General features: G+C 71.3%; 10 protein-coding genes. 3 read left to right on the top strand and 7 right to left on the bottom strand.

Annotated features, from left to right (window positions below; all coding sequences use genetic code 11):
- Positions 1 to 91: 91 nt before the first annotated feature.
- Positions 92 to 502, bottom strand: a complete 411-nt coding sequence (locus tag ABZZ17_RS31870; RefSeq protein ID WP_356881274.1) for a VOC family protein — start codon at positions 500 to 502, stop codon at positions 92 to 94.
- Positions 503 to 688: 186 nt separating this feature from the next.
- Positions 689 to 1,072 (bottom strand): hypothetical protein, encoded by a 384-nt coding sequence (locus ABZZ17_RS31865; RefSeq protein ID WP_356881272.1) that lies wholly within the window; start codon positions 1,070 to 1,072, stop codon positions 689 to 691.
- 102 nt (positions 1,073 to 1,174) lie between these two features.
- Here ABZZ17_RS31865 and ABZZ17_RS31860 point away from each other — a divergent pair, with 102 nt between their 5' ends.
- A complete protein-coding gene (locus ABZZ17_RS31860) occupies positions 1,175 to 1,663 on the top strand; it encodes a MarR family winged helix-turn-helix transcriptional regulator (protein WP_356881270.1) in 489 nt (162 codons plus the stop codon).
- Between the two features lie 240 nt (positions 1,664 to 1,903).
- The gene (locus tag ABZZ17_RS31855) at positions 1,904 to 4,684 is read left to right on the top strand and encodes a BTAD domain-containing putative transcriptional regulator (protein ID WP_356881276.1); all 2,781 of its coding nucleotides are present in this window, start codon (positions 1,904 to 1,906) and stop codon (positions 4,682 to 4,684) included.
- 956 nt (positions 4,685 to 5,640) lie between these two features.
- Here the strand turns inward: ABZZ17_RS31855 and ABZZ17_RS31850 are convergent.
- From ABZZ17_RS31850 to ABZZ17_RS31835, 4 genes are all read right to left on the bottom strand, one after another.
- A complete protein-coding gene (locus ABZZ17_RS31850; protein WP_356881268.1) occupies positions 5,641 to 6,591 on the bottom strand; it encodes an LPXTG cell wall anchor domain-containing protein in 951 nt (316 codons plus the stop codon).
- A gap of 60 nt (positions 6,592 to 6,651) precedes the next feature.
- On the bottom strand, positions 6,652 to 8,598 hold the full coding sequence (locus tag ABZZ17_RS31845; RefSeq protein ID WP_356881266.1) for an RICIN domain-containing protein: 1,947 nt from the start codon (positions 8,596 to 8,598) through the stop codon (positions 6,652 to 6,654).
- Positions 8,599 to 8,884: 286 nt separating this feature from the next.
- Complete coding sequence (locus tag ABZZ17_RS31840; RefSeq protein WP_356881264.1) at positions 8,885 to 9,898, bottom strand: DUF4073 domain-containing protein; 1,014 nt, start codon at positions 9,896 to 9,898, stop codon at positions 8,885 to 8,887.
- Between the two features lie 200 nt (positions 9,899 to 10,098).
- Positions 10,099 to 12,516: an RICIN domain-containing protein gene (locus tag ABZZ17_RS31835; protein ID WP_356881262.1), complete on the bottom strand. Its 2,418-nt coding sequence runs from the start codon at positions 12,514 to 12,516 to the stop codon at positions 10,099 to 10,101.
- Positions 12,517 to 12,984: 468 nt separating this feature from the next.
- On the opposite strand from ABZZ17_RS31835, the gene ABZZ17_RS31830 reads away from it, so the two are divergent.
- Entirely contained in the window at positions 12,985 to 13,965 is a 981-nt protein-coding gene (locus tag ABZZ17_RS31830; RefSeq protein WP_356881260.1) for a LacI family DNA-binding transcriptional regulator, read from the top strand.
- Between the two features lie 82 nt (positions 13,966 to 14,047).
- Here ABZZ17_RS31830 and ABZZ17_RS31825 read toward each other — a convergent pair whose 3' ends face one another.
- Positions 14,048 to 15,301, bottom strand: coding sequence for an ROK family transcriptional regulator (locus ABZZ17_RS31825; protein ID WP_356881258.1), 1,254 nt, complete (start codon positions 15,299 to 15,301; stop codon positions 14,048 to 14,050).
- Positions 15,302 to 15,338: the final 37 nt, after the last annotated feature.

Here is a 15,338-nt window from a genome sequence, read left to right as displayed (position 1 = left end):
GCCACCCGCTATGACAAAACCGCCCAGTCCTACGAAGCGGCCGTCACCCTCGCATCACTCCTGATGTGGGCGTGACATTTGACGACAGAACCTAGCCGTGCTTGGGCCAGCTGGGCCCCTGGTCGGTCCAGGTGACACCCTTGTTGCGGCAGAGGCAGAAGGGGTGGCCGATGGGGTCGGTGTAGACGCGGAAGCCGTAACCGTCGGGGTCGACGCAGTCGCGCTGCAAGGTCGCGCCGAGGATCAGGATGCGGCGCTGTTCGGCCTCGATGTCGTCGACTTCGAAGTCGAGGTGAAACTGCTTGGGGTGCTCGCTGTCGGGCCACTGCGGGGCCCGGTAGTCCTCCACCTGGATGAAGGCCAGTTCGATCTCGCCGAACTGGATACCGGCCCAGTGCGCGTTGCTGCCCTCCTTGATCGGGAGCCCCGTCACCTCGGAGTAGAAGGCCGCCAGCTTCATCGTGTCCGGGCAATCGACAATGAAATCGGTGAGTCGTAGCATCCCGTGATCTTGCCACAAGATCAAATGAGTGGGACTGCGAGACGAGCCCTGGTGCTGCCACCCGTTGGGCCCACCGGATGGCCGCCCGCTTCCGGCTGCGTGGCGCGCTTCGCTGCTTGGGCGCGTTCGAGACCGACATGGGCGCGGGCCGGAGCGGTGACCCCGGCCCGCGCCCACGTCCGCGCGTCAGGCCACCGCGCCGGCGACTCCGGTGCGGCCGTCGGGGACGCCGATGATCGTCACGATGACCTCCTCGCGGACGGACTCGCCGAGCACGCCGGCCAGCGCGTCGGTGGTGGTGGCGACGAGGCGGGCGGGAGCGTCCGGGACCTCGGGCAGGTGGTATGCGGCCTCGCGCATGCTGAGGGTGACGAGGGGCGCGTCGTTGCCGGTCGGGTTGCCCCCGATGCCCCGGCGGTGCTGCGGGATGCCGATCAGGTCCACCCCGACGAGGCGCCGGAACTCCTTGCCGTAGACGGCTCCGACCGCGTCGGCCAGGGCGCTGATCAGCTTCGGTTCCACCGTCCCGTCGAGGGTCTCTTCGCGGATGTGCACGCTGAAGTGCGGCATGGGGCAACTCCGTTCACGTCGGTACGTATCATGGAGAGCAGCTTGCTTTGAAAGCAAAGCCAAATAGCTTTGAAGCCAAAGGTAACTGTGGAGGGGTGTGCGATGTCAAGGCCCAAGGCGTGCGACGCCGCGGACGGCGGCGAGAACGAGGTCGATGACGCCGTCCGGGCCCTGTTGCTGCTCATGCCGCGGATGGTGGGCCGGGTCAAGAAGATCCCCGTGCCCGAGGCGCTGCACTCCTTCGCGCTGGCGCCGCGCCACCTCTCGCTGCTCTCCTACCTGCTCTTCGACGGTCCGATGACCGTGAACGAGCTGGCGGCCCGACTGCAGGTCGCGCCGACGACGGTGAGCCTGCTGGTCGGCGACCTGAGCCGCAAGGGGATCCTGGAACGGCGCGAGGACGAGGCGGACCGGCGTCGTCGGATCATCGCCATCGCGGCCGACCAGCAACCCGCGATCACTGCCTGGCTCGCCCCGGGTGCGGCCGCATGGCGCAAGGCGTTGGCCCCCCTGACCCCGGACCAGCGGCGGCTGTTCGTCGACACTTTGCTCGCGTACGAAGCCGCGGTCAGCGGCGAGGAACAAGGCTGAGCCGAGCCCCCGACAGCGCCGCCCCCGGACAGCGCCGCCCCCGGACAGCGCCGCCCCCGGACAGCGCCGCCCGCGGGCAGCGGAGGTCCCATGCGGGGACGGGCCGCATGCACCGGGTGTCATGCCGCCGCGCTGTCCGGGCGTTCGCCGGCGGATGGCGGTAGCCGCTGGTCGGCAGGTGCGCGAGGGCGGGAACCGCGGCCGATATCCTGGCTTCTTTTGCTGGGAGGCATGGGCCAGATGGAGTTCCGGTTGCTCGGAGCGGTGGCAGTCGTCACCGAGGCCGGCGGTCTGCCGATGGGTCCCGTCAAACGGCGCAGCCTGCTGGCCGCCTTGCTGTTGCGCGCCAATTGCCCAGTGCCGGTCGGCCACCTGACGGCTGCTCTGTGGGAAGAGGAACCGCCGGCGCGCGCCCGCGGTGTCATCCAGGGTCACGTGTCGCAGCTGCGGGCCTCGCTGAAGGGTGCCGGCGGCGCGGCGCGCGGCGTCGAGTTGGTCACCCAGGGCGGGGCGTACGTGCTGCGGATGCCGAAGGACCTGCTGGACGTGCACCGCTTCGAGGACCTGCTGGCTGGGGCCCGTGAGCAGCGCGGCCCGGCTGAGGCGGTGACGATGTACCGGCAGGCGTTGTCACTGTGGCAGGGGCCCGCACTGGCCGACGTCTGCCCGAGCCAGCCGCTGCTGGCCGCTGCGCGGGCGTTGGAGGAGCGGCGGCTGGCCGCGGTGGAGCAACTGGCGGTCGGATACGCACGGTTGGGCGAGCATGCCGGGGCCGTCACGGTCCTGTGCGCCGAGGCGAGCGCCCATCCACTGCGCGAATCGCTGGTTGCCGCGCTCATGGAGGCGCTTCAGAGGGCGGGCCGCCGCTCGGAGGCGCTCGACTGGTTCCACCGCACCCGGCGGTTGCTCGCCGACGAACTGGGCGTGGACCCGGGCCAGGAACTCGCGGACGCCTACGCCGCGGCCTTGCGCGGGGCTGAAGGCGACGCGACGCGGAACGCCGCACGGGACATGACGAGGGCTGCCGCCGCGGTTCCGGTTCCGTGCCCGGCCACCCCGACAGACGTTCCGCTCCCCGCCGACGTACCGGCTGCCGTGCCGCAGCCTGAGGTGCCCGATCTGCTGCCCCGCGCGCCGCGCGGCTTCCACGGGCGGGCGGCGGAGCTCGCCGCCCTGTCCCGGGCCGCCGTGGGTGAGGCGCCGGTCTGTCTGGTCACCGGGCCCGCCGGGGTCGGCAAGACGGCCCTGGCGCTGCACTGGGCACATCAGGGCCGTGCCGGATTCCCCGACGGGTGGCTCTACGCCGACCTGCGCGGCTTCGGCGACACGGGCGAGCCGTCTCTCGTGGAGGTGTTGCGCGAGTTCCTGCTGGCGCTCGGTGTCGCGCGCCACCGCATTCCGGAGTCGGCGAACGGCGCGGCCGCGTTGTTCCGGTCGCTGGCCGCCGACCGCCGGCTGCTCGTGGTGCTGGACAACGCGCGCGACTCGGAGCAGGTCAGACCGCTGCTGCCGGGCGGTCGCCGGTGCGTCACCGTGGTCACCAGCAGGCACCGGCTGGCGGGGCTGATCGTCACCGACACCGCCCGGCCCGTGGCCGTGGACGTGCTCGGGCCGAAGGACGGCACGATGCTCCTGGCCAAGGTCCTCGGCACGGAACGGGTGCGCGCGGAGCCGGTGGCCGCGCGCGTGCTGGCGGAGCTGTGCGGCGGGCTGCCGCTCGCGCTGCGGGTGGCAGCGGCCAGGCTGGCGCAACGGCCCGCCTGGTCGCTGGAGGCGATGGCCGCCGAGCTGTCCGACGAGACGCGCCGGCTGAGCCTGCTGGACGTCGAGGACACCGGCGTGCGGGCGGCGCTGCACCTGACGCTGCAACAGCTGCCCCGGAACGTCTCGCACCAGTTCGCCCATCTCGGCCGCCATCCCGGGACGCACGTCGACCGGTATGCGGCGGCGGCCCTGGCGGGCACGGATCCGGCAGCCGCCGAGCGCTGCCTGGAGCGGCTGGCCGTCGCGCACCTCGTCACGGAGACGGCGTCCGGCCGCTGGACGCTGCACGATCTCGTGCGGCTCTACGCGCGGAGCCTGGACGCCGGGCCCTCTGCGCTCAAACGCGTGCTCGACCACTACATCGCCACCGCCCTCGCGGCCATGGCGGCGGCCGAGCCCGGCAACGAGCACGACTTCCCGCTGCCGGCGGACTACCTTCCGCCCGCCGCCGTGCGGGAGTTCCGCGACCGGTCCGCCGCCGTGGCCTGGTACGCGGCCGAGAGGGACGACCTCACGCTGGCGGTGGCCGCCGCACACGCCGCCGGACTGCACGCCAGGACCTGGCGGATCGTCCTGCTGCTGTGGCCGCTGATCGTGTGGCGCGTGCGGGACGGCTGGGTCCCCCTCCTGGAGACCGCGCTCGCCGCGGCCAGGGACGACGCCGATGCGCACGGCGAGTCACGGGTACTGAACGTACTCGGCTGGGTGCTGATCGAGGAAGGGCGCACCGCGGAGGCCCTCACCCGGCTGGGAGCCGCCTCCGCGCTCGCCTCCCGGGCGGGCGACCTGGTCGCCGAGGCGAACGCGTTGATCGTCCTGGCCGTCGCGCAATCGGCGCTGGGCAGCCCGGACGAGGCGGCGCGGGGATGCGAGCGGGCGGTGGATCTGGCCCGCACGGCCGGCAACCGGACCACCGAGCGACTGGCCATGCAGCACCTCGCCCGGCACCGGGTCGACGCCGGTCACTGGCGCCAGGCCCTCGACACGGCGAACGAGGCCCTCGCCTTCGACGACCGTTCGGGCACGGCCGACGTGCCCCGGATCCTGCTGCTCATGGCGAGGGGAGAAGCACTGCTGGGGCTCGCGGAGGAGACCGAGGGAATCCGGCAGCTCGAACTGGCGGCCCGGGAGGCGGAGTCGTCCGGCTACGAGGACGGCGCGGTACGGGCGCTCGGAGCACTGCTGCGGGTATCGGCGGATCCGGAACTCCGGACACGCTACGACGCGGCGGTCGCGCGACTCACGACGCGGATCTGAACCGTCGCCCGCGACCCGCATCACCGTTCGAGGGGCCCGGCACTGCCCTGCGTACCGGCGGCGTGGGCGGCGCGTCAGGAATGCGTGAGCGAAGCGTGAGCGGGGAGGGGGAGTCTGGCTCCTCTGCGTCGAATCGCCGGCTCGCACCGGTATCCACCGGCCTCATGCGCGCCGCAAGGGAACGTGGCGACGTCGGCGCTCTAGCGAGGAGTTGTGTTCGGAGTGAAGAGGTTGAGGGCCGCGGTCGTCGCGGCCGCTGTTGCGGCGGGTCTTCTGGTGTCCGCTGCACCGGCTGAAGCCGCACCGTGCAAGAGAGGCGGTGGGGCTCTCTACATCTGTGAGTACGGGGTGACCGAGCACACGCTGTCCCTCGGGGAAGAAGAAGAGTTTCTGATAGGCCTCGACCATGCGGTGTGGACCCGTATGACCAGGGACGGGGAATGGGGGGCGTGGAAGTCGTTGGGCGGAGTCGCCCGGAGCGGGGTGACGTTCACGGGGACCGGCTGGGGCGTGATCTCTGTGACGGGTACGGACGGTGCGACCTGGAGCAGGCAGCGGACCCACGTATTCGGGGGCTGGACCGGCTGGTCGAAGCCTCCGTGGTCGGCCCGCGCAGCGTTGGGGGCCGCTCGGGCGGGCAACGCCGAGTGCGGTGCCACACCCGTGGGCCCCGGCAGGTGGCGCCGGGACTCGCGGGCGCGGGGTGTCAGCGGTGCATCAGGACGAACACGCCCCACCCGAGGTATGCGCGCTGGTACCTGGCGTGCTGGAGAGGTCAGGGCACTGAACTGTTCGAGCGGGTCCGGCAGCGAGAGCAGGTCGTCCTTGCGGGCCAGGTGACAGCCCTCGACGACGGCCCGGCGACGGGCTGATGGCCTGCCCCAGGACGCGTGTCCACCGCGTTTCCCCGGAGCGCATCCGCCGCCCCCGTAGACCCGGCCGACGGGGGCAGGAGGTCACTCGTCCCCGGCGGGCTCGGCCACCCGGGCGGCCTTCCGCTTGCGGCGGACCAGCAGGCCGGCGGCGGACAGGAGCGCGAGAGCTCCCGCGAGGAGCCACGGCACTGTGAGGAAACCGTCGGATCCGGAGGCACGGGTGCTGTCCGCGGTCGCCGTGACGGTGACCTCGCCCCAGCCCGCGAACGGTGCGGCGGACCAGGATTCGGAGAGCCGCACTCGTTGCCCCGGGAGCAGCTCGGCCGGTACGTCCGCCAGCCGGCGCTCTGTGGGCCCTCCCAGGAACACGCCCCCGACACGGAGGGATACCTGGGGGTCGAGCTTCACGTTGCCCGTGTTGCGCAGGGTGTACGAGACGGTCGACGTGCTGTTTCCGGTCCCCGGCAGGTGCGGGGTCCGTGCCGTGAACCGTACGTCCTCGACGGCGAGACCGGGCCTCTGCGGTCCGTCGACGCGTAGGTAGATCCGGGCTCCGACACCGCGCTGGACGCCGAGGTGGGAACCGGCCCCGGCCTGGACGCGGTTGTCGACGGCCACGAGGGCCCCCACGTGGTCGCCGGGGGAGGCGTCACGGGGAATCCGCAGGGTGAGGCCGACCGTCACCGCAGAACGGGCCGGGACCGTGATGACGTCCCGCTCGGGCTTGCCCCAGGAGCCCACGTCCTGCTGGGCTTCGTCGATGCCGCGCACCGCCAGTCCGCCGTCGCGTTCCGTGTTGTGCGCGTCGGCGACGTAGAGGCGGAACGTCAGGTCTCCGTCCGTGGTGTTGGTGACGACCGCGCGGTCGGACAGCGTCGTGCCGGGGTGCGCCGGGAGCTGGAACGCCGTCCGCGGCGTGATCGCGGAGTCCGCGGGTTTGACCGACCATTCGCCGTTGTCCGCTGCTCCCGCCGGTGCGGGGGAGAGGGTCATGAGGGCGAGGAGCAGGAGGGCGGCGAACGCTGTGCGCATGGCTCGTCAGCTTTCTGGGCGTCGCGTGCCGGACACTCGGTGTCCGGCACGCGGGCGCGGTCAGAGGAGGGTGAGGGTGAGGGTCGCGGTGTAGTTCCCGACAGGGGTGTACTTCGGGACGTCGAGGGAGACTGAGGCGTTGGCGGTGAACTCACCGCCGGTCAGGTCACCGTCGGCACCGGATGCCAGGGTCGCGCCGTTCTTTCCGATGGTTCCGGCCGTTCCTGCGGTGCAGGTGGTGGGGCTGTTGGGTGCGGTGGTGCAGGTGGGTGTCCAGGTGAGGTGGTCGGCGTCGATCTTGCCGCGGGGTGTGGTGAAGTCGGTGATTCTGCCGGTGAGTGACCAGCCCGCTGTGCCGCCGCGGAAGTCCTTGACGGTGATGGGGTTGAGGTTGCCGGTGGAGGTGCCGCCGGTGCCGAAGTCGACCGGGGGGAGCTGGACGGGATCCGAGGTGGTGGCCATGGTGAGGACGCCGGGGTTGACGGAGGTGGTGAGCTGCTGCTCGGCCGTCCCGGGGGTCGGCGGGTTGGTGGGATCGGTCGGGTCGGTGGGGGTGGTGGGGGCGCCGATCTTCCAGGCCTGGCCGGCCGATCCGTCGCATTCCGACTGGACGATTCTGGCGCCGGTGGCGGTGGATCCGTTCTGGGTGTCGAGGCACTTGCTGCTGTGTTTGGCGACGATGCGTACGTGGCCGTCGGGGAGGTTCTCGAAGCGCCAGCGCTGGTTGTCTCCCCAGCCGCAGTCGTACTGTTTGACTTCGGCTCCGTCGGCGGTGGAGTTGTCGGCGACGTCGAGGCATTTGCCGCTGTGCTGGGCGAGGACGCGGACGTAGCCGTTGTTGTTGTCGGTGAACCGCCATTGGCTGTTGAGGCCGCCGGTGCAGGTTTCCCGGGTGACGGGCGTCTGGTTGTCGGAGAGGCTGCCGGGGACGGTGACGCAGGCGCCGTTCTTGCCGGTGATCGTGTTGAGGGGGTCACCGGAGCCGGATATCCGGCCGGTCTCCGTGTCGATCGAGACCTGCGAGTACCACGGGAGCACCATGGTCGTGGAGTTGGGGAACTCCAGCGGAAGCCACACGTACGTGGAGTCGTTGACGTGCTTCGGGTCGGACCACACGCCCGCCCAGCGGTCTCCCATGTAGAGGAAGGAAGTGGTGTCGCTGCCTTCCACCGGCAGGACGAACGTCGTCTGCGAATGGTGCCCGATGTGGTCGCCGACGTCCTTCATCGGCGTCCACGGACCGGCCAGGTTGCTCGCGGTGGCGTACTTCTGCTGGTTCGGGTTCCAGTAGCTGGTCCCGGAGGTGAGCATGAAGTACACGTCCCCGCGCTTGAACAGAGCGGGCGACTCCCGGTGCTGACCCGGCCAGGGGTTCGCCACCAGTTCCTTCACCTGCGTGTAGTCGTCGGTGAGTTCGTAGATGTGGAGGTCGGCGTTGTGGTTGGCGGCGGAGATCATGTAGGCCTTGCCGGCGGCCTTGTCCTCGTACACGGTGATGTCGCGGGACATGTGCTCGGTACCGGAGGCGTCCTTCGGACGGAAGGATCCCTTCCAGGTGTAGGGCCCGTCGATCGTGGAGGACACGGCCACGGCGGCGCGGGCCTCCGCGTAGGAGTCGTCGGCCTCCTTGTGCATCCACATGACGAACTGCTTGGTCTTGTCGTTGTAGAGGACCTTGGGCCGCTCGATCACCGCGGAACGGACCTCGGGGTCGGCCTCCTGGGTCAGGACGTGGCCGCGGGGTTCCCAGTTCTTCAGGTCCTTGGACCGGTAGGCGGACACGTAGCGGAACTTGTTGTCGTCGCCCCGGTCCTCGCCGAACCAGTAGTAGTGGTCGCCGACCTTGATCACCCCACCACCATGGGCCTGCACCCTTTCCCCCGTGGTGTCCGGGAACTGGGTGCCCGGTTCGGTGGTGACGGGTGCGGCCAGCGCCGCCGTCGGCGCCCCGCCGAGAACAGGCAGGAGCAGGCTCAGGCCTACCAGGACGGATCTCACTCTTCGCATGCAGATCCCTGACGTCATCGCGCACGCGATGGCACTCGTCGCAAACGTGGCGCGTCCCGCCCCCCGCTTTGCACAGTAACCAACATTTCTGCGCGTGAACCAACATTTGTGCCCAGAGATTGGCCCACGAAGCGCCGCAATGTCAACAGCTCGTAAACACTTATGACATGTCGTGCATGTGGCCCTGGCGGAGCGTTACGAACGGGCGCGTTTCGAGCTTCCGGGCCCGCGCCTGCCGCCCGGCCGACGCGGGCCGGAGCCCGGCGTTCCCTCCCCGTGGGGTGGGTCAGATCCTGGTGGCCAGGGGGACGGAGATCTGCTTCAGCCATTGCCCTGCCGCGAAGTCCCGTGCCTTGATGACGACGCGGTCCCGGTGCACCTCCACCTGGAGACCCTGGTTGAAGACGCCGGGGACCGTGGTCTCGCCGCCCTGCCCGTTGTCGGTGAAACCGGTCTGCACGGCCCCGGTGTTGATCACCGAGAACCCGTCCAGGTTCGCCGTGCCGGGCACGACCCGCCGTACGTACCAGTCCGACAGGGCCAGGTTCCAGTGCGTGTGCCCGCTGAAGAAGAACACGTCGCGGTGGCGCCCCAGCAGGGCGAGGAGCGAGTCGGCCTGGAGGTAGTCACTCATGTAGAGCTTGTTGCGCGTACCCGAGACCGTGTCCGGCAGTGGGTGGTGGGCGATCACCATGACCGGCCTGCGCCGCCGGGACCAGTACCGCAGCCGGTCGTCGAGCCACCGCAACTGGGCCTCGCTCAGCCACACTTCGTCCCACAGCTTGGGGTCGTGGTAGTGCATGTAGCGCTCGGTGCCGATGGTCAGGACGGGTATGCCGCCGAACGTCGTCTCCGCGTACACCGCGTTGCGCCCCGCGAACCGGTGGAAGCTGCGGAACAGCGAGTCCTCCGCGGTGCCGTTCGGCCAGGTGGACAGCGCGAGCGTCTGCGGATCGGAGTACTTGGGGACGTAGAACTCGTGATTGCCGATGGCCCAGGCGACCTGGCGCGGCCGCGGGCCGCGCTCCAGCACCTGCCGCACCGCCGCGTACTCGAAGTCGTAGCCGCGCGGCGTGATGTCGCCGGCGACCGCGACGCCCGAGCCGTGCGGGGCGGTCGCCGCGATGTCCTTCAGGGCGACGGCGAAGTCGCCCAGGTCTCCCTGGATGTCGCTGATGACGTTGAACGTACACAGGGGCGCGGCGCCGAGGCCCGGCTCGCGGGCCTCGGCAGCAGCCGGGAACGCGGCGCCGAGGGCGACGGAACCGGCCGTCGCCGTGATCAGGGACCTGCGCTTCATGGAGGGTCCTCCCGTAGGGCCGGGACTCGGGTGCACGAGACCCGGATCTGGACTAGACCCGTTATGTTTACGCAATCAAAACGGCCCCCGGGTAAATGCACGGCAACGCTTCGCCCCCGGCGGAGGCAGGCGGAGCACGGCGTCCACGGAGCACCCGCGGCCGGTGACGGACCGCACGGGCCCGTCACCGGCCGCGCGCATCACCCGGTCCGGAACTCCTGGTTCACGCCCCCGTTGCAGGTGTACTGGACGGCGGATGCGCCGTCGGCGGCCGATGCACCGCTGACGTCGAGACACCTGCCGCTGTGCCGGGCGACCAGGCGGAAGTACCCTCCGCCCGTCGGACGCACCGACCACTGCTGGTTCGGCCCGTTGCCACAGGTGTACTGGGTGACCGGAGCGCCGTCGGCCGTGGAGCCGCCGGTCACGTCGAGGCACATGCCGCTGTGCCGGACCACGACGCTGACATGGCCGTCCGTGGTCGTGCGCAGCGACCACTGCTGGTGGGTTCCCCCGTTGCAGGTGTACTGGGTGACGGGAGCGCCCTCCGCCGTGGAAGCGCCGGTCACGTCGAGGCACTTGCCGCTGTGCCGCGCGCGCAGCGCCTGCCAGTCGGCCGGGCCCCTGCGGAAGTCCCAGGTCTGGTTGCTCCCCGTGGTGGGCCGGTGGACGCCGACCGGAGCGCCGTCCGCGGTGGACGCGCCCGTGACGTCGAGGAGGGTGCCCGTCGCACTGTTGACCAGCGTGTACTGCCCGTCGCCGGTGGTGGACAGCATCCACCGCAGGGCTATCGACGGCCCGGGAGGGACCAGGGCGAGCGTGCCACCGACGACGCCGAGGACTTTGCCGCTCCCGACGTTCGTCACACGGTACGCAGCGGTGCTGCTCCAGTCCCCGGGCACCGTCCTGGCCAGGACCCACTGCTGCGCGGCGTCACCATGATTCGGCACGTGCTGGACCACGGCCCCTCCGGCCGCGGCGCCGGAGAGCGCCATGCCGCTGTGGGAGTTGACGAGCAGACGGGGAGCGGCGGACGAGACGGCGGCCGCCTCGGCGTTCACACCGGATGCGCCCGGCACGACGAGGGTCGTGACCGAGTTCGGGCCGACGGTCACGGTGAGCCGTTGGCCCGTGGTGGCGAGGTCGGCCTCGCGGTGGACGTTCTTGGTCGCGTCCGTCGTGTACCGCTTGACCGGCTGGGGGGACACCTTCCGGAAGCCGCCGAGATCCAGCGTCACCGTCCGGCCCGCACCGGTGGGGTTGGTGTGGACCACCACCGCGCCCTGACCGCCGGGTCGCACCGCGGCCAGGGTGGTGTCGTCGTCCGTGGAGATGACGCGGGCACCCGGCCGGATGAACCTGCTGTACTGGGCCATCGCCCAGTACTTCTTGTTCTTGCGCAGCGGCTCCTTCGCGGCGTCGGCCGGGGTGAAGTCGGCCTGGATCAGCCCCCAGTTGCTGTTCTCGTGGGCCGGAGTCATGTTCTCGTAGTCCTCGACGGCCTGCCACAGCACCCAGGCCCGGGGTTCCAGCTCCTTGAGGTCGTCGGTGATCCGGCCGGCCAGGTCGAGGGCGGGGCTCATGTCGGTGAAGCTCTGCGGGGCCCGGCCGCCGAGGTCCACCTCCGACATCCGCAGGGGGATGCCCGAGCCCTTGGCGATGTCGCGCGGCCCCGTCCGCCCGTTCGTCCCGTAGGTGTGGGTGTTGAGCGTGCCGACGGCGGAGCGGGCCGAGACGCCGTAGGCATCCCAGTTGGTGCGGAACAGGTCCGGGTTCGTCTCGTCCATCGCCGCGATCGGAGTACGCAGCCCCTTCGCGTCGAGCTCCGCCCGGAGGGCCGTGATCATGCGGGTCTGCGAGTCGATCGCCCAGTGGGATCCTTCCTGGCGTCCGCCGGCGCGCCAGTAGTCGGTGCTCGGCTCGTTGACGGGCGACACGGAACCGAAGGTGACACCGGTGGAGTCCTGGACGCGTCGCAGGGCGCCGGAAAGATAGGCGGCGAAGCGTTCGTACTGGTCGGAGCGGAGGTTGTCGTCGTCGGGGTTGGCCGCGCCGGACACGAGGCCGCTGTTGGTCATGAAGTACGGCGGGGAGTTCGAGAACGCCTCGAAGGTGTCCGCGCCCCGGGCCTTCGCCGCCCTGAGCCACCAGCGCTGGTTGGGGTCGGCGTCGGGGTTCCAGTGGCTCGGGTCCTCGGGGTTCCACCAGTTGGGCGTCTCGGGTCCCGGCCGGTTCCAGTGGCCGGGTACCGCGGCGCCGACGCGCATGTACGGCTCGGTCTCCGGGCTGTCACCGCCGCCGATGTTGTACCGGGCGATGGTGAAGCCCAGCCCGCCCGCGCCGTAGAGGGCGTCGGCCAGCCGGTTGCGCTGGGCTTCGGGCCAGCCGCCGGTCACGTGGCCGAACCAGGCGAGGGAGGTGCCCCAGCCCTCGAACGGCTGCTGCTGGTACCCGGGGTCGAGGCGGACGGTCACACCCGCCGGCTGGTCCGCGTCGGCCGCGGCGGGAGGTGACACCGCCCCGCCGACGAGCAGCGCCGCTGCGGTGAAGGCCGACGTACCGAGGCCGGTGCGCCTTCGGCGGGGCGAGCCGACGGAGGTTCTTCTGATGACGGGCACAGCTGCTCTCCAGTCGTGTGGGGCGGATGGGAGGGGGCGTGGATGGGGGGAGGGTGCTGCCAGGCCGGGGCGTGATCGCGTGCGCCGGGGGAGGGGGAACGAAGGCGATCGGGCATCCCGCCGGTCGCGGGGGAGATGGGCGGAGCCGGGCACCGTTGAGTTACGGCAGCATGTCCTCCCCGTATGTTTGCGTTAACATTGCGAGGTGGGGAGAGTCTTGAAGCGGCGTCGGGCGGTGTCAAGGGAACTGACGGGTAAGGTCGGGGGCGGCCCCTCTGGTCTGGGCCATCCTCGCCGGATTCCTCCCCTGCATCCCCATCTGTCCGATGGTCGCTCGGTGCCCGGCGCTACCATCGGCGAGGAGAACTGCCAGTCTGCTTTGAGAGCCCGGTCGGAGGTCCGGTTCACATGCCGCGCGAAGTCGGAACAAGATCACCAAGGTCCCGTCCGCAACGGCAGTCGCCCTCCATGGCCGATGTCGCCGCGATGGCGGGGGTCTCGTCGCAGACCGTCTCGCGAGTGGCCAACAACCGGGACAACGTGGACGCGTCCACCCGCGAGCGGGTGCTGGCCGCGATGAAGATGCTCGGCTACCGGCCCAATACGGCGGCGCGGGCCCTGGTCACCGGAAGGTTCGGCACGCTGGGCGTCATCAGCTTCGACATCAGCGCCTACGGCAACGCCCGGACCTTCGCCGCCATCTCGGACGCCGCCCGTGAAGCCGACCTGTTCGTGAACTTCATGGGAGCCCACGCGCAGACCGGGGCCGCGGTGCGCCAGGCGTTCCAGCAGCTGATGGTCCAGTCGGTGGACGGCATCATCCTGATCGAGTCGCAGATCCTCGACACCCCCGAGCTGCGGCTGCCGTCCGCCGTCCCCGTGGTGTTCGCCGACGGGGACACCGGCCACCGCTACGCGAACGTCGACATCGACCAGGCCGAGGGGACCCGCAGCGCGGTCGCGCACCTGCTCGGGCTCGGGCACCGCACGGTCTGGCACGTCGCGGGACCCCGCGATTCCTACGCGGCGCGGCGGCGGGCCGAAGCCTGGCACCGCTCGCTCAAGGACGCCGGCGCCGTCGTCCCGCCCCTCCTGTACGGGGATTGGTCCGCGGCCTCGGGGTACGAGGCCGGACGTGCGCTGGCCGCCCGCCCGGAAGTGACGGCGGTGTTCGCCGCCAACGACCAGATGTCCCTCGGCGTGATGCGCGCACTGCACGAGGCGGGGCGGCGCGTTCCCGCCGACGTCAGCGTCATCGGATTCGACGACATCCCCGAGGCCGCGTTCTTCCCCGCCCCCCTCACGACGGTCCGTCAGGACTTCGACGCGGTGGGGAGGCAGTGCGTCGCGCTGCTCCTCGAACAGATCGGCGGGTCCGAGACCACGCGGCAGGCTTTCGTGGAGCCCGTTCTGGTGGTGCGCGAGAGCACGGCGCCACCGGCCGGCTGAACCCGGCCGCACGGCCCGTGGTGCGTCGTGCGGGCACCCGGCTCCCGCCCCGCACCGACGGGCGGCACGGCGGCGCCGCGCCTCAGGACGTCCGCGCCCGGGCCGCCCGCGCCGCGCGGCGCCCCGCCGCCACGGGACCGAAGGTCTCGCGGTCGTCGAGGAAGCCTTCGAGGGCGAACGTGGCGGCGCCGAGGGTCACGGGGTTGTCCGGCACCGTGCTCAGCCGCAGGGTGAGCGCCTCCAGCGTCGCCGGCAGCGCGTGCGCCGCGATGACGTCGCGGGTCTGTCGCAGCAGTGGCTCGCCGAGGCGGTCCGCCACCCATCCGCCCAGGACCAGGGTCTGCGGATTGAAGAGGTTGAGCAGGTCGGCCGCGGCCATGCCCAGGTAGCGGGCGGTCCGTGCCACGGCCTCGCAGGCCACGGCGTCGCCTTCCGCCGCGGCCCGGGCGACCGACGTGACGACGCCCGCCTCGTCGGCGTCCAGGAGTGGGCTGTCCTCGTCCAGTTCCCGTACGGTCCGGACGATGCCGCTCGTGCTGACGTAGGCCTCCACGCAGCCCTGCCTGCCGCACCGGCACTCCCGGCCGTCGCGGATCAGGCAGGTGTGGCCCCACTCTCCGGCGCTGTTGGTGGCGCCCCGGTACAGCGCGCCGTCGACCGCGATGCCCGCGCCGACGCCCGCCCGGAGGGTGACCACGACGAGGTCGTCCACCTCGCGTCCGGCGCCGAACCACATCTCCGCGACGGTGCCGGCCTTGAGGGGGTTGTCCAGGTACAGCGGCATGTCGAGGCGCTCGGCGAGGAGGGCGCGCAGCGGTACGTCACGCCAGGACCAGTACGGCGAGAAGACCGACACGCCGCCTTCGCGCTCGACGAGGCCGGGAACGCTGACACCGGCTCCGAGGACGTGCGGGGGACGTCCTTCCGCGGTGTCCCACAGGCCCTCGACCGCGGCCACGATGGTTTCGACCACCTCGTCCGGCCGTACGTCGGCCCGCGGCAGGGGAAGTCGCACGCTCCGCAGCACCGTCAGCGCCAGGTCGAACAGCTCGACCTGGACGGACGTCTCCGCGACGTCGATCCCGATCAGGGCCCCGCGGTCGGCGTTGACCGCCAGCCGCGCCCGCGGGCGGCCGCCCTTCGAGTCCTCGTGGCCGGCCTCCAGGAGGACTCCGGCCTCCAGCAGCTCCGCGACGAGGTTGGCCACGGTCGCGAAGGACAGTCCCGTGGCCGCCGCGATCTCCTGCCGGCTCACCGGGCCGGGGGCGGCGAAGACGCACCGCAACGCGTCGAATCGGTTGCGGCGGCGGATGTCCTGGGCGGTGCGTTTCGGCATGGGTGCGTCCATTCGCTCGGTCGTGGCAGAGACCGGT

Origin of the sequence: Streptomyces sp. NPDC006512 (assembly GCF_040611935.1) — a bacterium.
Classification (GTDB): domain Bacteria; phylum Actinomycetota; class Actinomycetes; order Streptomycetales; family Streptomycetaceae; genus Streptomyces.
The sequence above is the reverse complement of the archived record's forward strand: the minus strand, read 5'-3'. Positions and strand labels throughout refer to the sequence as shown.

Coding starts and splice junctions, on each gene's coding strand:
- ABZZ17_RS31870 (WP_356881274.1), bottom strand. CDS start 502: ATGCTACGACTCACCGATTTCATTGTCGATTGCCCGGACACGATGAAG.
- ABZZ17_RS31865 (WP_356881272.1), bottom strand. CDS start 1,072: ATGCCGCACTTCAGCGTGCACATCCGCGAAGAGACCCTCGACGGGACG.
- ABZZ17_RS31860 (WP_356881270.1), top strand. CDS start 1,175: ATGTCAAGGCCCAAGGCGTGCGACGCCGCGGACGGCGGCGAGAACGAG.
- ABZZ17_RS31855 (WP_356881276.1), top strand. CDS start 1,904: ATGGAGTTCCGGTTGCTCGGAGCGGTGGCAGTCGTCACCGAGGCCGGC.
- ABZZ17_RS31850 (WP_356881268.1), bottom strand. CDS start 6,591: ATGCGCACAGCGTTCGCCGCCCTCCTGCTCCTCGCCCTCATGACCCTC.
- ABZZ17_RS31845 (WP_356881266.1), bottom strand. CDS start 8,598: ATGCGAAGAGTGAGATCCGTCCTGGTAGGCCTGAGCCTGCTCCTGCCT.
- ABZZ17_RS31840 (WP_356881264.1), bottom strand. CDS start 9,898: ATGAAGCGCAGGTCCCTGATCACGGCGACGGCCGGTTCCGTCGCCCTC.
- ABZZ17_RS31830 (WP_356881260.1), top strand. CDS start 12,985: ATGGCCGATGTCGCCGCGATGGCGGGGGTCTCGTCGCAGACCGTCTCG.
- ABZZ17_RS31825 (WP_356881258.1), bottom strand. CDS start 15,301: ATGCCGAAACGCACCGCCCAGGACATCCGCCGCCGCAACCGATTCGAC.